The sequence below is a fragment of the Kordia sp. genome, assembly GCF_965224175.1.
In the GTDB taxonomy this organism is placed as follows: Bacteria; Bacteroidota; Bacteroidia; order Flavobacteriales; family Flavobacteriaceae; genus Kordia.
In genome coordinates this window covers 1,826,124-1,849,947 of record NZ_OZ245041.1, presented here as the reverse complement: position 1 = coordinate 1,849,947, position 23,824 = coordinate 1,826,124, and the positions used below count along the sequence as shown (strand labels likewise).

Sequence of the window (23,824 nt, the reverse complement as noted above, 5' to 3'; positions counted from 1 at the left end):
TGTAAGAATTTATTATATCAAATATAGCTATTTTTTTTGTAACTATCTAGTTGTCAATCTTTTTTTAACGAGCGTTTTTCTCGCTAGAAATAAAGAGAAAACATATGAAAAAAATAAGAAATAGTATCGCAGTAGCTGAGAATTAATTTTTTTAAAGAAAATGGCAAGTTTCTTATTAATAGACTATTATGGCTTTACGATAAAATGATATAAATTCAGTTCTTACATTCCATTAGAAAATAATATTTCACATTTAGCACAAATGGGCATCAATTCGTTGTTATGCGTTTCTCTAAATTTATTAAAAGTTTCGCCATGCCATACTTCTTTCATAGAGTTTGCATGAAGATTTCCCATTTTGAATTCCGTAAATTTTTTGCACGAAACCACACTTCCTGATGGCATAACATCCATGCGATTAGAAATTCCTAAACAGGTAGATTTACAGGAAGGCGCTTTAGATGATCCTTCAATGTATGCTTTAATTTCATGCAGTTCCAAATTTGGTTGAAAGCGAATTCTAATGTTCCATGTTTTGGCTAAGATGCGATCAATTTGAGCGAGTAAATCATTCAATTTACTTATGTCTATATTGAAATCAAATGATTCCCATGTTTTTCTTCGAATGCGTGATTTTTCGAGCCATGAATAATTTTCGTTGTAAAAATCAGTCATCTTTTGTGCTTCATCTTCAGGAATATACCAAGGGAAGTTAAAATATAAAGTATCAATTCCTTTTGCTTCAAAGTATTCGCAGCATTCGTATAAATGCGGAATTAAGTCCTCACTAAATACAGCTGCAATAGAAATATGTCCTTTGTAAATGTCTTGTTTTTGTAAGTCGATCAAATGATCAACATTATCCATTATCTTTTTAAAAGTACCTTTTCCTCTTAGTTTGTCATGCTGAGCTTCCAATCCTTCAACACTGACCAAGGTAGTCAGTCTTTCAGATATTTTGATTAATGAATCTACTTTTCGTTTTATAGAGAGTCCATTTGTACAAACAACGGTATCTCTCGGATCGTTTGCTAGTAATTCTACCAATTCATTCCAATAGGTATAAATCATAGGTTCGCCGCCCCATAAATAAAAATGTGATTTTGTATGACGTGTTTCTTCAAACAGCTTTTTGACAATATCTATATCTAAGTCTCCTTGAACTTTGACTTCTTTTTTGTCTAAATGTCTATGGAAACCTGCATCATTCCATTGAAAACAATGTGTGCAACGCAAATCGCATCTATTGGTAAGTTTCAAGCCAATTTCATGCGGAACTTCAGATGCATATGTCGGATCTTTTAGTCGTTCTGTATAGCATTTTCTAGTGAAGCTTATTTTTTCCTTAAATCGCTGTAATGATTCTTCTGTATAAGGTCTAGTGCTTTTTGGCTGCATGATGTTTGGCGGTAGTTTTTTGAATTTAATCATTTTCTAATTGAGCACGCTCAATATATTCCTTTATGGTTGGATACGTAAAGAATGTTTTTAAATCAATTTCTTCAATGATTACCTCAACTCCAAAAATGTTTTCAATTTCTAGCACAAAATACATCACATTGAGTGATGTTAATTGTAAATCGTACCTAAGATTTGTATCATCTTGAATATCTTCAACAGTAATGGTACGTTCTAAAATTTCAGTAAGTATGCTTGCTAGTTGTTCTCTCATGTATTTGAATTATGGATTGTAACGTCAGGAAAAAACCTTTTTTACAACACGATTCTTATTTTTAGCTTTTTGTGAAAGCGTAGATTGATTTAATATATTAACCTCTGATAGCTTCAACGGTTTTATCGCCATCTCTATCAAACTTGTGATATTCTTCTACTTCTAAACCGTCATAAAATAAGCAATACGCAAGTTCTCCGTTTTTGTGAAAGAATAGAATAATTTGATCAGAAGTACAATCTTCGCCTTTTAGCGTGTATTTTATATTATATTTTACGAAAAATATGCTTCCTGTTTTGAAGTATTCACGCTCAATTTCTTCGTTACTTTGATATATGGCATCTTCTTGAGAAACGCGCATTTCAAAAACTTTTTCAAACTGCTCTTTGAGTTTTGCTTCGCAAGAATCTATTTGTACGATTTTCATTTTATCAATGTATTATATTTAGTATTCTAATTAACTAGATTTTTTAGGGAGATCATGGTAAATATACCTTTTTTTTGTGTTATTTTCTTATTGAAGAAAAGAAATTTAGGCTGATTTATGACTGAATAGTGTCTTAATTTACAACGATTCGATGTCTTCTTCATATGTTCCTAAAAAATCACCAATCAAATAATTGGCAAGCGCTTTTTTGAAATTTAAATCTTCGTTGGTCGCTTTGTCTTCTTTGATTAAATATCGTTTGTTATCAGAATGACTTAAATGAATACAATTTCCTTTTTTGACTCTTTTTATTCCATGATATTCTAATCTGTATACCAAATCAATATCTTCCCAGCCCCAACCGACAAGATCAGCATTCATGCCACCAATTTTTATAAAATTAGCTTTAGACATCATTAACAAAGCAGGACAACTACGGGCATTTTCAGATAGAAACATTCTATTAGTTTCTACCATTACTTCATTACCATCTTGACCTTTAAAACCTATATAATACGCTAATTCTTTTACTTCTCCTTTTATTATCTTTTTGTCGCTTCTGTTGCTTTCTACTGTTTTATCTAAGGTTAAAAATGAATTGTCATCTTTTAAATTAGCTGTAATATCACTAATGGCATCATTGATGACAATATCACAATCTAGTATGAATATAGTATCATTTTTTGCATGATGTACGCCAATGTTTAGCGCTTTCGATTTGTTGAACACATCACTTTCTATATGTATTAATTCGATGTTTTTCAATGCTGATGCATTCACAATTGTTGTTACTTCTTCCACATTTCCACCAAAATTAACAATGATAATTTCGATATGATCTACATTGAATATGTTGTAATTCTTTTCCAAACTATCTGCTAAGTCTGGTCTGTTGCTCCATGGTATTATAATAGTTACATTCATAATGTTTTCTGTTTGGAAAATAATAAAGCTCCGATTCTAATTAAATTTAACAACACCGTATGATTTAATTCAAACGACAGTTTATCTTTTAATTGATTATAGTCTGTGGTGGTTTGGCAAATTTTTAGAATTTCTTCAGTTTCTGTAGTAAATGGAATTTTTGCAGGCCAAGTTGGGTCTTCAAACGTTATTTGATGATCTGAAACACTAAATTTACTAAAAGTCCGCAGTAAAATTTCTTCAGAGAAATCGATATCTTCAGTAGTTGTATTACAATATATTTCCGCTACTTTTTTATAGTAATTCCATGAATGTCTTACTTTGGGTAAGAAATCATTTTCTTCATAGCTTAGGAAGTCTAGATTTCCTGTCATGTTCGTTGCTGACATTTCAGTATTGGTAGCTGTTTTTACGATTTCAACAAGGTTTTGAGCGCAACTTTTAAAGGAATAACTGTCTTCAGCTCTTTGAAAACAATTCTCTGTTATCTCTTTTTTTAGTGCGGGATTTTCGTAGAGTTTTTTAATAAAATCCAATCCGTTGAAATATTCAGATCTAATTCCTGATGCTGAGCTCCAAGTATCTAGTAAGAAACCAGTTTTATTATGAATGATAGAATCTTTTAAGCCTCCATAAGCAGTTCCTATAACTGGCGTACCACATTTCATTGCTTCAACAGGAGCATAGCCAAAGTTTTCATCTAGAGAATTTGTTGGATGTATTAAGAAATCTAAAGCTCCATAGCATAAGGTTAATTCGTCATTACTAAGATTCGATTGAAATTGAATAATATTTCCGCTGAGTTGATAAGAATCAATCAGTTCATTGATAAACGTATGATATTCGTTTGGTGTTTTTTGCCAATTAAGAATTGGATAATCTACCCAATAATCACCAACTATAATAAGTTTTACATCTTTGGTAATGTCACTTTTTACTTTGTGTAACATGTGAATTGCATGATGCAGGTTTTTTTGAGGTAGAATTCTCGCTACATATCCTAAAACCAGTGTGTTTTCATTAATATTTAATACAGATTTACAATCATCTTTAGAAAATTTTAATGATAGTTCTTTGCTAATTGGCAGCTTAAGTAGGTGCATGTTGGGAAGCGTTTTAAACACTTCTTTTAAGATTGAAATATCACTTGTGCAATTGACAATAAAAGAATCGTGAGCGCTTACTTTTTCAACATTGTTAACTAGGAATTTATAATTTAATACAGCTCCGCCATGTAAACAGAATATCACCGGAACTTTTATGTTGTGTTTGTGTTCCCAAACAAGATTTCCAAAAAAGTTAAGAATTACGTCAAAACTATCTAGTTTTTCAAAGAACTCTTCTTCGCTATGAATTAAAATTATTTCATGCGTTTCTTTTAGACTATCTATATAAAACTGTTTTGTTCTTTCTAAACTTATCCATCCTTTTAAACCAATACATAAGAAGCCTATTTTTTGTAAGGACATAGTTTTTATACTGCTATTTTTTGAATTTTGTTTGATATTTTTTCTTGACTTTCAGCAATCAACTTTATAAAGTCTTCAATGATTTTATCGGTAGAAACATCTTTGTTGTATACCATGTGGATACGTCCGCAGTTATACCAATTTTTATCTATGGCAACTTCTAGTGTTGGCACATTAGCTTGAATATGTTTATGTATTTCTTCCAATTCAGAAAACAAACTTTTATAGGCTAAATCTTCAATGTGTAGTTCTACACCAATGGAGTCGTCATGTTTGTATTGAACAATTTCAAAATGTACAGAACGTGGCCATTTGTTTGGATGATATCTTCTAAAGTGTTCAAAACCACCTTTTAATTCTAAGCTACTTTGTTTTAAAATTTCATTTTCTAAAACTTCATTTAGTCTTGGTAAAACATTGTAATCTTTTACAGAAAATAAGAAGTATTCTTTGTAATGTTGTTCAGCTTCATTTTTTGGACTCTCTTCTTGATTTTTTTCATCAATTGCGTCTAAATCAACAGTGTATAGTTTTAATTTTTCATTGATATTAAAATCGGCGTCTAAATTTAGATTTTGATCTACATGTTTAGAAATTTCTAGTAATAACAATGAAGCTCTTCTGTAATGTCCTAATGAGAGGAAACTTTCCAGGAAGCTAATAGCGTCTAATCCGAAATGATACAAAAATCTATTTGCAGTATTAACCGTTTTGATCATTAAATTGTAATGAACCATATCTATTTCAAATCCATTTAAGAAACCAAAACAAGCATTTTCAATGGCATGTCCTAAGTAATAAATATGATTTTCAAAATAGCTCAAAATGACCATTTTATCTCTTATGGAAGTTAATAGCGAAAGATCTCCGTCTTCGTTTAAGATTTGCTCAAAGATAAGTTGTATCAATCCAACCATTTCAGTTTGACCATCTAAGAATCTTTGTGCGTCAGGTTTGTATTTTTCTAAGTCAGAAACTTTAGCTGTTATGGCACATAAACCTTCAGATAAATGAAATTTACGACATACTTCAAATCCTCCGTAATCATGTGCTTCAATTCCTCTATGGATGAGTTGTTCTAAGTTGTGCGGCTCTGTATTTAAATAGAAAATTTTACTTAAATCTTCCACACTATAGTTGTTTGCAAATGCAAAAAGTAAGTGACCTAATTCTTCTCCTTTATTCTTGTTAATCCAAACACTGTTAAAGGCTAAATCTTTTAAGGAATAATTTTTAACTTTTACTTCATTAAAATTAACTCCAGCCATGCTTGTATATGCTAAAGATTGCCATGGATGAAAGTCTCCTTCAGGATCACATTGTTTTATATAAGGTTCATTATTTTTATAGAAGATAAAATCTTCCATTTTTTCAATTACTGGCGCACCATCGTACATAAAATTTCCCCAACCACAAATAAGATGTGATAAGTTGGGTAAACTATTTCGAGCTACGATGATATCGACGTTATTTTTTAATAAGATATTTACTTTCTTGTCTACTTTTTCAAGCAATTCAGAATCTAGTGGCTGTGGAGTTTTTGGCATACTAGATTTTAGTGTATTTAGTGCTTCTTTTTCTAAATCAGATAGCGCTATCGGAAACCATATTTCCTTTTTTTCTTTCATTGTAGAAATTCTTTAAATAAAAATAGCGAATGCATAAAAGACATTCGCTATTAATTAAACTAATATTTTTTAGTTTTTTCAAGCTTCAAATTCAGCACTATGATTTTGGTGCATCAGCACTTCCGTCAGCAGCTCTTGTATGTGTTCCTAATCCACCACCTTCTTCTTCACCGCAGCAACCTTGTGTGCAGCATCCAGCTAGTAGCCTTCCACCAACTAAATTAGCTTCTTCTAATTTAGTTAACATCGCTTGTTTCAAAGCGCTTAACTCTTTTTTCGAATGATTCATAATGATAATTTTATTTGTTTCTTATAAGAATATACTTCCAAATATATACTTTATTATGTTAGGTAGCAAGAAAATACTGTTAAAACTGGACGCCATTTACGTCTCGTCGTTCAATGGAATTTCGCTTTTTACGCTTAATATTTTTAGTCTTATTTGATTTGAAATTATATGAAATAGATATGCGTAATCTCCTTGATTCAGGTTCAAATTTCCCGAGTCTGTAAGCGTTGTCTGTTCTTATTTCATACTCAGGATTGTACGTGTTGAATATGTCATATACCTGAACGGCGAGATTTCCATTTCCGTTAAAAATTCTTTTGCTATATCCAAAATCAACTTTCCCATAAGGATTTCTTTTACCTTGCGGAAACACAGCATTTCCTTTGTAGCGAAAGTTTAATTGGAAGTTGTGCTTTTTCCACTTGAACCTATTGTAGCTTCTCAGGTAATAAGAGGTAAAGTCTCTTTCAATGATTTCAGAATCTATGATGGTGCGTATCACAGCATTGTTAGCATCAATCGTATTTGTGGTTGTATACCAATTGTTTATTTTCCATCTTGTATACACTTCCAAACCGTAAGAATTATCACTTTCAATATTTTCCAATGTAAATATGTAGATATCCGAATTCGCATCTGATGGTCTTTGTATATGAGAAATTCGATCATTCATATTCTTAAAATAAGCGGTTGTTGATAAGGTGAATCCGTTTTTTCGATAGGTATGATATAATTCAACAGCATTAATATATGAAGGCTGTAATTCAGGATTTCTAACTGCAAATGAGGTAGGAGAGAAATATTTTGGAATCGTAGTAAGTTGCCAATGCTGAGGTCTTACCAATCTTCTGTTGTAATTAAAAGATATAGAATTGGTGTCATTTATAGTGTTTGAAACAAATACACTTGGATAGAATTGTGTGTAATCGTAATCAAAATTTTCATTATTGAGTCCTAAATCTCGCTTTACATATTCTGTTCGCAATCCAGCACTTAAACTCCATTTATCAAAAGTTCCATTATAATTGAAATATCCTGCAATTATATCTCTAGAAAACTTATAATCTAATGCAAAATCAGGAAACGTAGGGTTATTTATACTTGTGTTTTCTAAAAATTGATCAATATCTTGAAAACTCGATTGCACTCCGAGATCAATTGAATGTTTCGAAGAAATCTCTTTTTGATAGTCTATATTAAATTGAGCAAGATTTCCACTACCATTGTAGTCATAGAGAAGTGTATTGTTTCCTATGGTTCCTTCAGATATTTTTTCAGATTCACTCTCATTGGGCGACCATACAAAATAAGCTTCTATATCTAAAAAATGATTTTCTCCATCCAAAATCTTTTTATAACCTACATTCAAATTATGATTGTTATAATCATAATCTGTTTCATGAAAACTCCTAGTTGTAGTATTTACATCAAAACTAGAAATAGCTTCTGGAGAAGAAAAACTACGATTATAATTTACAAAAAACTGATTGTTATCATTCAAGAAATAATCAACTCCAAAATTAAACGACAAATCGTCTGCTCTGTTTATATTTTCTGTGATCTGTAATATATTATTTAGGAAATCTTCTGTTCTACCTTCAAAGTAATTTTTACTTTTATTATGGGATATTGAACTGTTAAAACTAAATTTATCTACGGTGTAATTTGCAGAGAGACTAGATCTATACTTTGAGAAAATTCCTTGCGTATAGGTGAAATTACCATTAATATTCAATCCTCGTTCTCTGTTTTTTTTCATGATTACATTTATAATGCTTGAACCATCTGCGTCCCATTTTGCTGATGGAGAAGTGATGAGTTCAACTTTAGAAATATTAACAGGCGACAATTGATCGAGACTTCTTTGTGTTGGTTTTCCGTTAATATAAACTCTCACATCTGTACTTCCACGCATAGAAATTGTACCATTTTCATCAACATCAACCAAAGGAATATTTTCCATAATATCAATCATGGAAGCACCTTTATTCATAATATCTGCATCAACACGGACAATTACTTTCCCGTTTTTTCGCTCTATTAATTTATCATTTGAAGAACCTTCAATGATTACCTCATCTAAGCTTTCAATTTTTTCTTCTAGTAGAAGATTATTTAAAACCAAATTAGCAGATAAATCATTTATGGGAATTAATAAGTCGATATATCCTGGACTTTGTACTTTAAGTACATAGTTTCCTTTTTCGATTTCTTTCAGTAAAAATTTTCCTTCCTTATCTGAATTAACTTTTTTAAATATTTTATCTTTAAGGATTAACGATATTGTCGATAATTCTACGGGTGTTTTCTTTTCTTGATCTACAATTAATCCTTCTATTGAAAAAGTTGTTTGTGCATAAGTATTTATTGAAAACAGGAAGATTATTAATAAATTAATCCCATATTTGGAAATCATAAGCTTGTAGAATTTTAGACACTAAATGTAAAAAAAATATATAATATAATGGTACATAAAACCGTAATCTTAGCAGGAGGAAAAGGTACACGACTTGGAAGTATCTCTAAGAAAATTCCTAAACCCTTGCAGCTCATAGATGGAATACCAATTTTGCATCATCAAATTGCTTTATTGGCTAGATACGGGATTAATGAAATTTATATTATTGCAAATTATCTATGTGAACAAATAGAAGATTCCTTACAAGAAATAAAAAAGCAAAAACACTTAAAAATCAATGTTCATAAAGAAAGCAAAGAACTAGGAACAGTAGGCGGAATTAAGGAAATTGAACATACATTAACAGAAGACTTTTTTGTGCTTTATGGTGATATTATGTTAGATGTAGATTTACATCGAATTGCAGCATTTCATTCAAAAAATAATTCAGACGCTACATTAGTTGTTCATCCTACAGACCATCCCAGAGACAGTGATTTGTTAGGTGTAGATACTTCAAACAAAATAATTGATTTTTATCCAAAACACGTAAGAGATCTTGATGCTGTACATCCAAATATTTCAAATGCAGGTATGTATCTTTTTAGTCCGAAACTACTTCCATTGTTAACAGAAGGAGTAAAGGCAGATTTTGGAAAAGACATTTTTCCCAATGTTATAGATAAACTCAATATGTACGCTTACAACACGCCCGAATATTTAAAAGACATGGGCACTCCTGATCGTATTGAAAAAGTTCGAAAAGATTTTAAAAATGGAATTGTACAAGCTAGAAATTTGAGTCAAAAGCAAAAAGCTATTTTTATAGACAGAGATGGTGTGATCAATAAATTTGTGGGTTACATTAGTAAGCCAACGCAGTTAGTTGTTTTTGATAATGCAATTAAAGCGATCAAAAAAATTAATACTTCTAACTTTCTTGCCATTGTAATTACCAATCAACCTGTAGTTGCAAGAGGATTGTGTTCTATTGAAGAGCTACAGGAAATTCACCATACATTAGAATTTACGCTAGGAAACGCAGGCGCAAAATTAGATGCTATTTTCTTTTGTCCACATCATCCTGATAAAGGATTTGAAGGTGAAAACGTAGACTATAAAAAAGATTGTCGTTGTAGAAAGCCAAAAACAGGAATGATTGAAGATGCTGTTACTCAATTTAATATCGATGTAGAAGAATCTTATTTTATAGGAGATACATGGAGAGACATAACATGCGGAACGAATGCAAATCTTAAAACGATTTTAGTTGGCGATACCCAACAAGAAACGAATGTAATCCCTACTTCAAAAGCAAAAAACTTACTGGAAGCAGTACAACAAATAATAAAATAAACTATGATTATTACAAGGACGCCTTTTAGAATAAGTTTTGTTGGTGGCGGTACAGATATTCCAGAGTTTTACGAACAAAACAAAGGAGCTGTGCTAAGTTCTTCCATCAATAAGTACATGTATATTAGTTCGCATCCGTTTTTTGATAAAGATAAAATACGCCTTAAATATTCTCAAACAGAAACCGTTTCAACTATTGGAGAAATTGAACACGAACTCTTAAAAAGAATATTTACAGAAATGAATGTTGGTAATGGAATCGAACTTTCTTCCATTGCAGATATTGTATCAGGAACCGGAATGGGATCTTCTTCCTCTTTTACCGTAGGTGTTTTACACAATTTAGCAGCTCAGAAAGGAAAAGTGATTGACAAAGCTGATTTGGCTCATACTGCATATAAAATTGAACGTTCGTTATACTCTTCTATTGGAAAGCAAGATCAATATGCTGCAAGTTTTGGAGGTTTAAATGTGTTTGAATTTTCAAAGAATGGAGATGTAACTCGAACACCTGTATTGCTAAATTCAGATTTTAAAAAAGAATTGAACAAAAAATTAGTACTGTTTTATGTAGGCAATAGAAAATCTACAAAGAGCATCTTGAAATCATATGAATATGAAAAAAAGAGAACAGTATTGCGTCAGATGACTGACTTAGTTTACGATTTAAAATATGCATTAGAAAAAGAATCTTTTGACGATTTTGGCGCTATTCTTCATGAAGGATGGTTGTTGAAAAAAACGATTTCCAATCAAATATCAACACAAGAGATTGATACTATTTACGAAACAGCTTTAAAGAATGGGGCAAAAGGAGGAAAGCTTCTTGGCGCAGGTGCAAGCGGTTTTATGCTTTTCTATTGCGAAGAAAAATACCAAAACAATTTGATTAGAAGTTTAGAACCGACATGTAGAAGATTTGATTTTTCTTTTGAAGAAGACGGCTCTCAAGTTATTTTTCAAGATACGTTGACTTAATTAATCTATTATGGAAAAAATAATTAGGAAAAGAAATGTAGCATTCAAGGCTTTAGATACTCATAGAGTAGAAGGGTATTGCCCGAATGGCTTTTTTACAGATTGTGTTCAAAATGGAGGTTGGGAAGAAGAAACATTTGTCATTTTAGAAAAATATTCCACAAAAAACAAAGTATATATAGATGTTGGAGCTTGGATTGGTCCTACCGTGTTGTTTGCAGCAAAACTATATGAAAAAGTAGTGTGTTTTGAACCAGATCCTGTTGCATTATTAACATTAGAGTATAATTTGCTAATTAATGATTTTGAACATGTTATTCTTGAGAAAAAAGCATTAGCAACGCATTCTGGTACCATCAAATTTGGCGGCAATTGGGAAATGGGAAACAGTGAATCTACCATATTGGTAAACGATACTTCTTTTTTATCAAAAAAACCAGCGGAAGGACAAAGAGGAACGCATAAGTCACGGACAGAAAATATTATAGAAGTACCATCTATTACAATTGAGAAAGTAATAGAAACGCATGCTATCAACCCAGATACTATCGCATTGATAAAAATGGACATTGAAGGCGGCGAATACATTGTTTTACCTGCTATGAAAGACTTTTTGCAAACTTATACACCTAACTTTTATTTATCGCTGCACTTTGTGTATCTATTAGAATTTCAAGTCAACGAAATCCTAACTATCTTATTTGAAATTTATAACAGATGTTACACTGTTATTGAAGAAAAAGAAATCGAATTGACACGTGCTAAAATTGCAGAAGAAAAAATTGAACATTTAGTCTTTGAAAAACTATAGAAGATTTTTAAGTAAATTATCAGCAATATCTCTTTTGATTGCATGAAAACATGAAAGATGTACATCTTCTGTGATTTCCATATCGTGAATTTGAACATGCATACTTTTATGAGCAATATTTTTCAAATCTCCACCATCAAATCCACAAAAACCTATGGTTTCTACATCTTTTGAATTGGCATGAGCAATTGCATTCAATATATTTTTAGAATTTCCACTTCCTGAAATTCCTATGACTAAATCTTGCTTTTGCACTATATTTTTTAATTGTTCTCTAAAAACTTCTTCGTAACTGATATCGTTTGCAATCGCAGATAACACAGTTGTATTATCATTCAAGCAAACAATACGCAATCCTTGTATCGTTTTTAAATAATCGCCCGCTACATGAGATGCGGTAGCGCCACTTCCTCCGTTTCCAAAAATATAGACGATTCCACTTCTTTTGTAGCAATTTAAGATACTATCCTTAATAGAAATCAAGCTATCTGTATCTATTTTTGATATGATATTTTTTAAATCATTGAAGTATTGCATTATCTGTTTCTGTAAATTATTGAAGTTTATTATCATAAAAAAAGCAAACCGAAGTTTGCTCTTTTATCATTTTTTATTTTCAACAACAAGAAGTGTCTCATTGTGTGTAATAATCTATGATATTAGCCATTTCTAGCCGGTCTTACTGGTCTCATAGGTAGATTCGTTGTACAAGTCTCTCCATCAGAACAATTTTCTCTACCTCCTAAAATTGAGTCGAAAACTGAAATTGAACTTTTATTAAGTTTTAAAGTTTTTAATTTCTTTTTTTTCATGATTTAAAAATATTTATGTTAATAAGCATACAAGTTAATATAAAAGAATTAAGCTTACTAGAATATTTTCCTAAAAAAAATGAAGTATTTATTGGTATTGAATACATAGAGGTCTAAAATCGCTAAACCTATTAGCATAAAAAAAGCAAACCGAAGTTTGCTTTTATCATTTTTTTATTCCCAACACCAAGATTCATCTTGTTGTGTATAACAATCCATGATGTCAGATTTTTTAGCTTCTTTGATTGGATCATTACAAGTTTCTCCATCAGAACACAATCCTCTACCTCCTAAAATTGAGTCAAAAACTGAAATTGCTGTTTTGTTAAGTTGTAACGTTTTTAATTTCTTTTTTTTCATAATTTTAAATTATTAATGTTAATTAAGCATACAAGTTAGAACAAAAGAATCAATGTTGCTAACATATTTTCTTAAAATCTACTTATATATATTGATTAAAACGTTTTACATTAAAAAAAATAGAAACCTACAAGCAGTCTCAAAATAAGAAAGTAAAGGAAAGATATTTCTTAAATGATTCTAAGAGAATTATCCTTGATTCTTATCATCTTCTACAAACAGAAAATAATAGATAGATTTCCAAAACAGAAAACAATTGACCATCTTTGTTAGCGTGTCTGCATAAACTCTTACACGAAGATATTTTCTAAAAAGATCAAAATGGAAGTGAAAATTAACGAATACGCTAGTTTATTTGAGATTTATTACAAGAATTCTCTGAATCATCCTGAAGACATTTATATAGCACATGACAAAGTCGATTATACATATGCTGAGTGTACTAATATAATAGAGCAAACAACTGTTTATTTACAGAATAAATTACAAAAAGACCGACCTGTAGTAGGATTGGCTTTCACTGATCAGTTTAAATTTATCATCTCTTTTTGGGCATGTACTAAACTTGAAGCAGATATTGTTCTTGTACAAAAACCAAATGCTCGCTCAGGAAAGATTGAGCTTGAAACCTTAAATATTACGGTTGATATCATTCTGTCAGATGATAATTTTGAGTTAAATGATCATGGTAAAATTGATTCTATAACGACTTCAGAAGAAAGTCATTTCAAAGCAAGTACCAAAAATAATGAGCTTCAAGGCAGTATCTATTTTTTTACGAGTGGAACCACTGGAAAGTCGAAATTTATAAAAACTACTTACTATCAAATTGTAAATGCTATAAACTGTATTCAGGAAGAAAAACGAATGCCATACACTAAAAATCAGCGTGTTTTAATCACTGCGCCATTATTTCACTCGTATGGTTTGAGTTGCTTGATAGAGTATACTGCTGGAGATAGTCAAATATTACTTCCGCCTACAAAAAAGTATCTAAATCCAATACAATGTTTATTCAACAAAAACATAAGTACTAAAGTTTCTGCTATAGAAGGTGTTCCATATTTCTACCAACAACTGTTACTATTCATAAAAAGAATACAAATGCCCAATCTAAGGCATATAGGAATGGGAGGCGATGTTGTATCTCAAGAATTGCTTGATACATTTCACACTAAAACAGATAGTGTAACTTTTTCAATACGTTATGGAATTACTGAAATTCCTTCTGTAATTAGTATCAACTATTTTACATATTCATCTGATTTTAAACCTCATCAGTTGGGAGAAATTTTATCAATTTATACGATAAATATTGAAAAAGAGAAAGACGATGCTTCTCAAGGAGAATTATCTATTGAACATTTTTACCTTCCAGATGTAAAGAAAAAAATAAACACAGGCGATATATTTGAACAGAAGGCAGACAAATTTAGTTTTATCTCTAGAAATACGTTCATAAAATACAGAGGTTACAAAATAAACCCAATAGAGATTGAAACCTATTTACGTACACATGTCGCTGTTGATGATTGCCGAGTTATTTTGATAAATGATACGTTAACTGCCGAAATAGTAACTACGGATACAGACCTAAACTTAGGTGTTGTAAAAGAATATTTGAAAGAAGAATTAAGGGATTATGTAAGTCCAGATAGAGTAAAAATTGTCGAATCAATAAAACGAACAAAAACAGGTAAAATAATCAGGCATTAAACACGTATTTTTCAACTTAAATTAGCAGATACAATTTATTATGATAAAAATATTGACATTTTTTGATTGCTATAATTACGGAGCGTATTTACAAGCATATGCATTGCATAATTTTTTGCTGGATAACGACTTAGATAATGAATTTATCAATTATAGAACCAAAAAAAGTATTGAAAATGAGCGTGTTAATGAATTGCAACCAGGCGCTCAAAATTTTGAATTGCGATTAAAAATTTTACTAAAAATTTACAGTTTTAAGTACCATCAAAGGAAATTAAAGAAAACAAAACCGATTTATGTCTCAGCAGATTTAAAAAATGAAAAATATGACAAAGTAATCATTGGTAGTGATCAAATTTGGTGTTACACGCAAGAATGGGGCGGCATCGACACTACATATTTCTCTGACAATATAAATGCTAACAAGATTATCTCTTATGCAGCAAGTTTAGGACCAGATAATTATAACAAACAACATCCAAGATCAATTTTAAGATTGATGAAAAATTTTGATCATGTAAGCGTTAGGGATCATAATACTTTAAACTTTGCTAAACTAGCACGTCCAGATGATAAAATAGGACCTCATTTAGTCTTAGATCCAACGTTGATATATAATTTTGACCAAGAGATTGAAGAGCCTTCTATCAAAAATTATATTGTTTTTTATTCTGACAAACTAGAACCTACAGATGATGTCATCATAGCTATTAAAAAGGTCGCAAAAGAAAGGAGCCTCAGCATTATTTCTTTAGGAAAATCCTATGATTGGTGCGATGAAAATATCATAACGCCATCTCCTTTTTTGTGGATGGGTTACATGAAAAATGCAGATATGATAGTTACTTGTATGTTTCACGGCTTACTTTTTTCTGTAAAATTCCAAAGAGAATTTATGATGTTTTTAAATGTACACAGAAAAAACAAGTGTTTGGATTTCTTAAATAGAATAGGTCTTGAAAATAGAGTTATTGAAAAAAGTGACGATGTTTCTAACTTGTTCAATTCTACTATAAATTATACTCCTGTCAATTCTTTTTTAAAGACTGAAGTAGAATATTCTCAAAATTTCTTGATTCGTGCTCTCGCGGATACATAAAATTATAGAATTAAATTCAGTTTCTGTAATGTGTTTTGTTATTATTTTTTGATATCAGATATGATTCTTGAAACCAAATCGGGAAGCTCTTTTTTTATCTTTTTAATATTCTCATGAAATTCATGAAGCATCTTGACAGAAAAATTTTCCTGTTGCCATCTTTCAAATGAAGTGCCAATATGAAGACGTTCAATTAAGATTTGATTTCCTTCTTCATTTTCGCCCATAGGTTCAAGATAAATCAATGGAGTTCCCGTAATAATTGCATCAACGATGGTCATTCCTCCAGGTTTAGAAATAATTGCTTTACTATTCATGATTAAATCTAAAACCATGTGATAGTCAGAATTGTGTGTGTATGACACATCATTTTTAGAATGAATTTTTCTCAAACCAGGAAAATGAGTAAGATGTGTCTTATTACGGATAGGATCCCAAGTAGGATCGTTCATATAATACTGAGTAGCTTTTTTTTGAGACAGCTCATTAGAAATATCCTTTACCATGATTTTCTTAGTAAAGTTTTTTGGGAGTTGCTCAGTTGTATCTAAAAAATCTCCTAGCGCCCATCCACCTCCATGAATTAATACAGATGTTTCTCTATTTTCATATGAAATATAATTGAGTGAAGGTATGGACAACTTATAATTTATGTAGCCTCTTTTAAGATCTAAAAAGGAGTACGTTTTTTGTATAGAAACCTTATTGTTAGTCCTCCATGTTACGGCATCACCAGCGTCTAGTCTGCATAGCTTGATGCTTATTTTTGGATTGTGTTCAGCATACAAAGACAATATATTTAACCAAAGCCCTGAAAAGCATAAAAATTCAGAAACTTGCGCTTCTTTCCATTGTTTAAATAATGTTTCAACCTTTTCTAGATCAAACATTTCAGATGTGTCAATAGATAATTTTGTAGCTAGTTTGGCAAGTCTATAGTTTTTTTGAAAAGCAATTTTAGATGCTTCAAATGTCTTTTTCTTTTCGTCCGTAAATAAATGTTCAATCAATAAGACTTCACTATCAAATTCAGCTATTTTTAAACCATTTGCAACAATTCGAGCTGGAAAATATACTCCAAATCCGAAAAGAGATGTTAAAATTTTAGGTGAAAAAGATTCTTTAGACATTCGTTTAATTACATGCTATTTACCTGATAAATCAGTACGAGTTTATACTAAGAAGTTTATAAATGAGTTAAAAAATATATATACAATTATGGAGTTAATTTGTGCCGTTTTTTTCGATAGATTCTTTAATGAATTTCTCTAAATGCATATACTGTTTAAAATATCTAAGATCTAAGCTTCCAACATCAATTTCCACATCAAACTCATTCTCTAATTCTAATATAAACTCTAGAAACTGTAATGAATTTAACCCAATTTCATCAATCAAGTTAACTTTATCTGTTAATTCGCTAGGCTGCACATTTCTTGAGATAACTTCGGTCAATGCTTTCGCTATTTTTTCCTTTAAAAGATTCTGATTATAATCCATTTTGCACTATATTTAAATTCTTAAGTCCTAAAGTAGGGCATTTAAACATACTATCATCATTTTAAATAAAAATTATGAAATATTTTAAGGTTTTAATAATCTTGAGTTTATTATTAATAATTCCTGTACTTGTTTTTTCAAACTTTAAATCTGCTGCTGATCAAAGTTCTGATCAAGATAAAATTCCAGCAGTTACAGATACATCTAAAGAGCAAAAAGCTGTAAATCAAGCTAAAGTTCTAACTGGTGCAGATCAAGTACATACGTATTTACCTTATTTAAAAGATAAAAAAGTTGGACTTTTAGTAAATACTTCTTCAATAATTGAAAATACTTCGTTAGTAGATAGTCTATTGTCTCACAATGTCAACATAAAATATATTTTTGGACCAGAACATGGTTTTCGATCTAACGCAGGCAATGGCGTTTCGGTAAAAGATGAGGTTGATTCTGCAACGGGAATTCCTATCATATCTTTATATGGTGGAACCAGAAAACCGTCAAAAGAGCAGATGAATTCGTTGGATTTGATGGTTTTTGATATACAAGATGTAGGATGTAGGTTTTTTACTTATATAAACAAGCTTTATGATATCATGGAAGCTTGTGCAGAAAATAACAAAGAGTTAATTATCTTAGATCGTCCCAATCCTAATGGTTTTGTCGATGGACCAGTTTTAGATATGAAACTTAAGTCTGGAATAGGGAAATTTCCAGTACCAATTACACATGGAATGACGATGGCAGAATTTGCGCAAATGATTAATGGAGAAGGTTGGTTGCCAAATAAAGCAAAATGTAAACTACGTATCATTTCTCTTAAAAATTATACGCATTCAACGTATTATGAATTACCCGTAAGTCCGTCACCTAATTTAAATACGCAAGCATCAATAATGCTGTATCCTTCTTTGTGTCTATTTGAAGGAACAATAATTAGTCAAGGAAGAGGAACATATATGCCTTTTACAGTCTTAGGAAATCCTAAGTTGAAAGATACTTATCAATTCTCGTTTACGCCAAAAAGTATACCTGGCATGAGCGCTAGTCCGTTGCATATGAACAAAACTTGCTTCGGAATAGATTTAAGAGACTATGACGTTAAAGATTTGTTGAAAACAAAAGAAATCAATCTTAAATGGCTATTAGAGTTTTATGAGAAATATCCAGAGAAAAAACGATTTTTTGATAGATCTCAGAGTTCACAAATGGGAGATTTTGATAAATTAGCGGGTACTGCAAATTTAAAAAAACAGATCATAGATGGCGTATCTGAAGAAGAAATAAGAGCAAGTTGGGAGCCAGAATTATCAGAATACAAAGCTATGAGAGAGAAATACGTAATTTACGAGTAAGTCTTATTCTTCAACTTCATCATAAATAGATTTAAACATAAAGGAAATGAAAAAAATCGCTTCTCTTTCAGCAATTGGGTATGATTTAGGAAGAAGTCAAACCATTGATACCTTAGATTTTCTAAAAAACGACCCAGATACGCTAGAAGTATACAGAAAAGCTGGAGCGAAATACTATGCAGCATCAGAAATCTCAAATATAGATCTTTGTGCTAGCGCTATAGAAAAAACACTAAAAGAAACATCTATTAGTAAAGATGAAATCGATGTAGTTTTATATGTTTCTGAAAATGCTACACGTGGTTACAGTATCAGCATCATTGATGCAAATAAACTGCTATTAAAAGTTGGCTTAAAAAAAGCATTGCCAATCGGGGTCTCTCTTTCTGATTGTGCTAATATCATCACAGGTTTACAAGTAGGAGTGAGTATGATTGCTTCTGGAATGGCAAATAATGTTCTTTTGGTATGTTCGGATATGATCACTGGAGAAGACAAAAAGCGAAAAATGGAACGTGAAACTGCTATTTTTAGTGATGGAGCTGTAAGTTGTATACTAAGTAAACCTGGTAATGGAGATTTTGATATTTGTAGTTTAAATAATGAAAACAAACCTACTTTATGGGAACAAAATGCAGAAACTGATGAATACGAATATTCGATGGAAAAATTTAAAATCATTCATCGTATTAGTCGTGCAATTCTCAAAGAAAACGCTTTAAAACCCATAGAAATCAAAAAAGTATTCACTAGTAATTATACATTGGCTACTAACAAATTATTTGTAAAAATGACAGGTTGTGGTAAAGACAAAGGTTTTTATGATAACATCGGAAGGTTTGGTCATACACTCGCTGGCGACATACTTATTAACCTCAAAGACTTTTACAAAAATAACGAGATACATTCAGGAGATACATTTCTTTCATTAGTAGATTCATATTCAACATGTGGAGCGATTGTATTCTGTAAGGTATAGAAAATTTAAAATCATTTCAGGAATCTAATAAATCTCTGATCTGATATTTAAAAGGACTAAAATAAAAAAGCAAGCTATGTATATTTTAGCTTGCTTTTTTATTTTTTGTGACCTCGGCAGGATTCAAACCTGCAACCTCTTGAGCCGTAATCAAGTGCACTATTCAGTTATGCTACGAGGCCTATTGCTTATTGCGGGTGCAAATATATTTCTTTTTGTAACAAATACAAATAATTAGAACGTAAAAATCAAACTTTTTTAGTCTGAAGAATTAGGAAAAAGTCATTCAGGAGTAAAAAAGTCTTTTGATTTTTAATCTAATGCTTTGGTAGTTACATAATAACGCCATCCAATGATTGCTAGCTGCAATTTTGTTGCTTTGCTTAAATCTAGTTGTTTTTTAGAAAAAGAAGGCAATAATACTTTGTTCAGTTTGGCTAAAATCTTAAAAAATGACTTCTTCATAACATAAAAATAGTAAAAACAATTTATAATTAACAGTCCAATGCTAGGATAACTATCAAGATACAGATGTGTTATAAGTTAAATTTAGTACTGTAAGTAATCTCTTTGAATTTTGTAACTACTGCAACTACAGAATGGACAAGTCGAAATAAGCAAAACTTTAAATAATTATTTGGTTCTTTGTTAAAAATATGAATGGATAAAGGAGTGAAATATTCTTTTATTGGTTTGAAAAACTGTTTTTTTAGTACTACTTCTCTATAGTGTTAAGATTACACAGTATCAAAGCTAAAAGTACAGGTTTTTCAAAATGAAAGCTCATCTCATATAAAATTTTTCTTGACTTCACGTAGAATAATAGAATTAGGAATTATTAATAATCCCTCCTGAATAATATGTAGTTAACTGAGTGGTACATGCTAATTACATCTCCAGAAAGTATTGAAAAGAAAATCAGTCCCTCAGTATTTTTTACTGATACGAAACAATTTTAAAAATCAAATAAATACTTCAATTAATATGTATTTTTTTATAGATCCAGCACAATTACCTGCTACACAAGATGTCGCAGATGCATACGGTCCTAGAAGTGGAAACTTAGCAAATAAGTATGCTGTTACTTCTAGATTTGATCTGTCAGCAGAGGCAAAAGCTTTTGCTTGTCAAACAGGGATGATGGTCGTTCAACAATCGGTTGTAGACGATTCATTAGTCAATGTTATAATAAAGCCCAATGATGGTCTATCAGTTGGGATTAACGTAAAGTATTATGTATATCGAGGTATACTAAAAAATTCACTGATTGGTACAGATACTTGTATCATCGGGCAAGACCCATCTAATAATCAACTAGTAGAAAGAATTTGGTTAGATCCTCCATCTGAACCAGATTGTGGAACACTAGGGTTTATGGATAGTGATGATACAACACCTATTACAGAAGATGTAGAAAGAATTTTTGATTACGATATTGCAGGTGTCGATCCCATTCTTGTAAATGAAGGAGAATGGTTCGGAACTTTTAGTGATAGCTTTAAAATTGGCTTTGAAGTAGTATTAGAGAGCAATCGTTTCAAAGCTACTTTAGAATATGTTAGAGCCGAAGAGCATGAAATTGATGTAACTGGCTTAACTAATTATGCAGAAAGAATTAAGAGAGAAGAAATATTAGACTTCATTGATCCAGCGGCATTTTTTGGATTGCACTTCACAGAAAGGGTAAGTTATTATGATACTGCAGGAACAAATGATACAAGAAAAACCACAACAACAGCTGGTACACGTTTTATATATACGAAGCTCATCTCAAAATTTCGGACAGCAAATAAAGTCTATCTAGATATCAGAAGTGAAAAAGGGTATTCATATAACTTATATCAAAACTATAAAGTTTCTAATGCTGATTCAGACAATATTGATATTCGTGTAAATACTGCATACGCAACACAAGCCTATGGAACAAATAGTTGGCCAATTCTGATACTTGAGAGTGCTCATACTAGCGGTTCTACTAATAGTTTACGATTAAAATTACGTATTGGAAATAATACAAAGCCAATTATTTACACCAAAACAACGTTAAAAAAATCTTTAAACAATTCAACAGGAATTACTTCTCGTTACATAAAAACGGATGATTTAATTGATAATGGAAACAATCCTGATCATACAGATTGGACAAACGAATTTAGATTGTACTTTCCAAACACACTTGCTCCAAATAGAAACTACATTAGTAATTATGTAAAACTAAACTATTTTCGATCTGAACATAATGCAGCGGCGTTGAGTCCAGTATTATTAAATGAAAATTATTACGATAGTGCTTTCTGTTCTGTAGATATTCCAAACATTGGAAATATCACAAATAATAAACGATTTGTTGAAGGTGTCGATCCAATATGTGTCAGAGAGCCTAACAACACTGACGGAACAGGGAATTTTCAATTAAACATGTCTAATGGAGCATATTGGGATGAAGATCGTGTTTTATTCTACGCTGTTATTGAATATGAAAACAGTAGTAAAGTATCTGAAAAACAATATCTAAATACTTATCCGCAAAAATTTGAATTTGCATCTTGTAGCTACTTCAATGAATATTGTGATTCTGAATTGTACAAACGAACAGAAATTATTTGTAGAGAATACAATCCAACTGTGGGAGCAACAAGAATCCCTGGAATAAATTTCTATAAAAGTGAAAATGCCAGTGTTGGAATTCGTAAGAATTATAAAGAAAATGCAATGTTACTAGGGCTTACGCTAGAAGAACTTGAAGCTATCAAAGATGATACGCAAATAGACAGCACTGCTCATCAACGCTTCATTCATTTGGTACCAAGTACTAACAATCCCATTACTGATACAAACAATAACAGACATTTTGAATACGAAGTTCAATTACAAGGTATAAATGCTAATGGACAACGAACTATTGTGACACCACAGTACAATAATGCGCCGATTACACTATACAGTAGAGATAATCAGTTTTTTAGTTCAAGAGAGTTCTCTAATACAATTCCTTTAACATCTGGTCAAAACGGTCAAAATCAAGCCAATCAAATAGAATTTCATATTTACGAAGATGGAGTCGTAAAAACAAATGACAATATTGATTATGCTTTAGTTCATGATATCGAACGAGTGTATTACAAATATCATGATGCAGCTGATGTTATCACAGATTTATGTGATTTAGATTTGGTAATGGCAGATAAGATGAAAAGAAAATCAGGAAATTCAGGTAGGATTACCAATATGAATGCAGCGCCGCATAATTTTCCAACTGCACCTTTTGTAGATTATCAATCACCTACAGTTCATCCAGGAGTAGACGCTGAAGAAAGTTTCAGAAACGCAGCTTCAGATATTGCCACAACGCCAAGAGTTGCAAGACCTAACAATACTCCGCCAGTTACAGCATCATCAGGAGGAATTAGAAAATATATTAATCAAAAGAAGAAAGTGTTCTTGGTGAATTTTGAGACAGCATCTGTCAATAATGCAACTTTAGGTATTAATATAACCTATGAAAATACATTAAGACATTATGCAAATCCAGGTTTAGCAGCAGCAATGATGGGAGCATTAATTGATGTTACACACGCAACTACATGTCAAGGTTTTGCCTATCAAGATGCTAGTTGTTATCCAAGTTATGAGCACGTAAATGGAGAAGCAGCTGATACAGATTATAATTCTACAACTCAAGAGGATGTAGACTATATTTTAGCTCTTTACAAATATGGTTTTGATCTTTTCAGAATAGGAAATACGTATCATGCAAGATCAAATAATATATACAATCACGCCAGTCTTGCTAATATTCGAACAACAGTTATTCGTAGAGATGCCAATTGTAGGAGATTAAGAAATAATGAAACGGCAGATTGTAACCTTCAAAATGGTGTTTACACCAGAAAAAAAGTGCTTAGTTCTTTACATAGTTCTCATTTACACACCTCTCACAATGGCGGAGTAAAATTAAAAGATGGTAACAAAACACTCTAAAAAATACTAGATACGCTCCAACAGTGTAATCTCAAATGAAAAGCATCAAAGCAGTTCAAAAAAATAAAAT

The 23,824-nt window shown here is 31.1% G+C and carries 21 protein-coding genes and 1 tRNA gene; 8 read left to right on the top strand and 14 right to left on the bottom strand.

What is annotated here, in order from left to right; genetic code table 11:
• Nucleotides 1-222: 222 nt before the first annotated feature.
• The 8 genes from ACOQOS_RS08140 to ACOQOS_RS08105 form a co-directional block, all read right to left on the bottom strand.
• On the bottom strand, nt 223-1,431 hold the full coding sequence (locus ACOQOS_RS08140) for a radical SAM protein (protein WP_420574474.1): 1,209 nt from the start codon (nt 1,429-1,431) through the stop codon (nt 223-225).
• On the bottom strand, nt 1,424-1,672 hold the full coding sequence (locus tag ACOQOS_RS08135) for an acyl carrier protein (protein WP_420574473.1): 249 nt from the start codon (nt 1,670-1,672) through the stop codon (nt 1,424-1,426). Before ACOQOS_RS08135 ends, ACOQOS_RS08140 begins: the two co-directional genes overlap by 8 nt.
• Before the next feature lie 97 nt (nt 1,673-1,769).
• Nucleotides 1,770-2,099, bottom strand: coding sequence for a hypothetical protein (locus ACOQOS_RS08130; protein WP_420574472.1), 330 nt, complete (start codon nt 2,097-2,099; stop codon nt 1,770-1,772).
• Nucleotides 2,100-2,237: 138 nt separating this feature from the next.
• Nucleotides 2,238-3,023, bottom strand: a complete 786-nt coding sequence (locus ACOQOS_RS08125; protein ID WP_420574471.1) for a galactosyltransferase-related protein — start codon at nt 3,021-3,023, stop codon at nt 2,238-2,240.
• A complete protein-coding gene (locus ACOQOS_RS08120) occupies nt 3,020-4,492 on the bottom strand; it encodes a glycosyltransferase family 4 protein (RefSeq protein WP_420574470.1) in 1,473 nt (490 codons plus the stop codon). The genes ACOQOS_RS08125 and ACOQOS_RS08120 overlap by 4 nt, the downstream gene beginning before the upstream one ends.
• Before the next feature lie 5 nt (nt 4,493-4,497).
• Complete coding sequence (locus ACOQOS_RS08115) at nt 4,498-6,120, bottom strand: hypothetical protein (RefSeq protein ID WP_420574469.1); 1,623 nt, start codon at nt 6,118-6,120, stop codon at nt 4,498-4,500.
• A 97-nt stretch (nt 6,121-6,217) separates the two neighbouring features.
• Nucleotides 6,218-6,409: a hypothetical protein gene (locus tag ACOQOS_RS08110; RefSeq protein WP_420574468.1), complete on the bottom strand. Its 192-nt coding sequence runs from the start codon at nt 6,407-6,409 to the stop codon at nt 6,218-6,220.
• A gap of 79 nt (nt 6,410-6,488) precedes the next feature.
• Entirely contained in the window at nt 6,489-8,825 is a 2,337-nt protein-coding gene (locus ACOQOS_RS08105; RefSeq protein WP_420574467.1) for a TonB-dependent receptor domain-containing protein, read from the bottom strand.
• 48 nt (nt 8,826-8,873) lie between these two features.
• On the opposite strand from ACOQOS_RS08105, the gene ACOQOS_RS08100 reads away from it, so the two are divergent.
• From ACOQOS_RS08100 to ACOQOS_RS08090, 3 genes are read left to right on the top strand one after another with little or no spacing between them, the layout of a single operon-like run.
• Complete coding sequence (locus ACOQOS_RS08100; protein WP_420574466.1) at nt 8,874-10,163, top strand: HAD-IIIA family hydrolase; 1,290 nt, start codon at nt 8,874-8,876, stop codon at nt 10,161-10,163.
• Nucleotides 10,164-10,166: 3 nt separating this feature from the next.
• On the top strand, nt 10,167-11,141 hold the full coding sequence (locus ACOQOS_RS08095; protein ID WP_420574465.1) for a GHMP kinase: 975 nt from the start codon (nt 10,167-10,169) through the stop codon (nt 11,139-11,141).
• A 10-nt stretch (nt 11,142-11,151) separates the two neighbouring features.
• Nucleotides 11,152-11,952 carry an FkbM family methyltransferase gene (locus ACOQOS_RS08090; protein WP_420574464.1) on the top strand — a complete coding sequence of 267 codons (801 nt, stop codon included), beginning with the start codon at nt 11,152-11,154 and terminating at the stop codon, nt 11,950-11,952.
• Here ACOQOS_RS08090 and ACOQOS_RS08085 read toward each other — a convergent pair.
• Complete coding sequence (locus ACOQOS_RS08085) at nt 11,947-12,489, bottom strand: SIS domain-containing protein (protein ID WP_420574463.1); 543 nt, start codon at nt 12,487-12,489, stop codon at nt 11,947-11,949. The two genes, ACOQOS_RS08090 and ACOQOS_RS08085, sit on opposite strands and share 6 nt — an antisense overlap.
• Before the next feature lie 449 nt (nt 12,490-12,938).
• On the bottom strand, nt 12,939-13,124 hold the full coding sequence (locus ACOQOS_RS08080) for a hypothetical protein (protein WP_420574462.1): 186 nt from the start codon (nt 13,122-13,124) through the stop codon (nt 12,939-12,941).
• A gap of 321 nt (nt 13,125-13,445) precedes the next feature.
• On the opposite strand from ACOQOS_RS08080, the gene ACOQOS_RS08075 reads away from it, so the two are divergent.
• Together ACOQOS_RS08075 and ACOQOS_RS08070 are read left to right on the top strand one after the other, a co-directional pair.
• On the top strand, nt 13,446-14,840 hold the full coding sequence (locus ACOQOS_RS08075) for an AMP-binding protein (protein ID WP_420574461.1): 1,395 nt from the start codon (nt 13,446-13,448) through the stop codon (nt 14,838-14,840).
• A gap of 40 nt (nt 14,841-14,880) precedes the next feature.
• Nucleotides 14,881-15,939, top strand: a complete 1,059-nt coding sequence (locus ACOQOS_RS08070) for a polysaccharide pyruvyl transferase family protein (RefSeq protein WP_420574460.1) — start codon at nt 14,881-14,883, stop codon at nt 15,937-15,939.
• A 41-nt stretch (nt 15,940-15,980) separates the two neighbouring features.
• Here the strand turns inward: ACOQOS_RS08070 and ACOQOS_RS08065 are convergent, their stop codons facing one another.
• A complete protein-coding gene (locus ACOQOS_RS08065) occupies nt 15,981-17,069 on the bottom strand; it encodes a hypothetical protein (RefSeq protein WP_420574459.1) in 1,089 nt (362 codons plus the stop codon).
• Nucleotides 17,070-17,163: 94 nt separating this feature from the next.
• Entirely contained in the window at nt 17,164-17,439 is a 276-nt protein-coding gene (locus ACOQOS_RS08060; RefSeq protein WP_420574458.1) for an acyl carrier protein, read from the bottom strand.
• A gap of 74 nt (nt 17,440-17,513) precedes the next feature.
• On the opposite strand from ACOQOS_RS08060, the gene ACOQOS_RS08055 reads away from it, so the two are divergent.
• A complete protein-coding gene (locus ACOQOS_RS08055) occupies nt 17,514-18,794 on the top strand; it encodes an exo-beta-N-acetylmuramidase NamZ domain-containing protein (RefSeq protein ID WP_420574457.1) in 1,281 nt (426 codons plus the stop codon).
• A gap of 46 nt (nt 18,795-18,840) precedes the next feature.
• Nucleotides 18,841-19,773: a hypothetical protein gene (locus ACOQOS_RS08050; RefSeq protein ID WP_420574456.1), complete on the top strand. Its 933-nt coding sequence runs from the start codon at nt 18,841-18,843 to the stop codon at nt 19,771-19,773.
• 108 nt (nt 19,774-19,881) lie between these two features.
• On the opposite strand, the gene ACOQOS_RS08045 is transcribed toward ACOQOS_RS08050, so the two are convergent.
• Both ACOQOS_RS08045 and ACOQOS_RS08040 read right to left on the bottom strand, forming a co-directional pair.
• Nucleotides 19,882-19,955 (bottom strand) — tRNA-Arg (locus tag ACOQOS_RS08045).
• A gap of 130 nt (nt 19,956-20,085) precedes the next feature.
• Complete coding sequence (locus ACOQOS_RS08040; protein ID WP_420574455.1) at nt 20,086-20,238, bottom strand: SsrA-binding protein; 153 nt, start codon at nt 20,236-20,238, stop codon at nt 20,086-20,088.
• Between the two features lie 519 nt (nt 20,239-20,757).
• On the opposite strand from ACOQOS_RS08040, the gene ACOQOS_RS08035 reads away from it, so the two are divergent.
• Nucleotides 20,758-23,754, top strand: coding sequence for a hypothetical protein (locus tag ACOQOS_RS08035; RefSeq protein ID WP_420574454.1), 2,997 nt, complete (start codon nt 20,758-20,760; stop codon nt 23,752-23,754).
• The last annotated feature ends 70 nt before the right edge of the window (nt 23,755-23,824 follow it).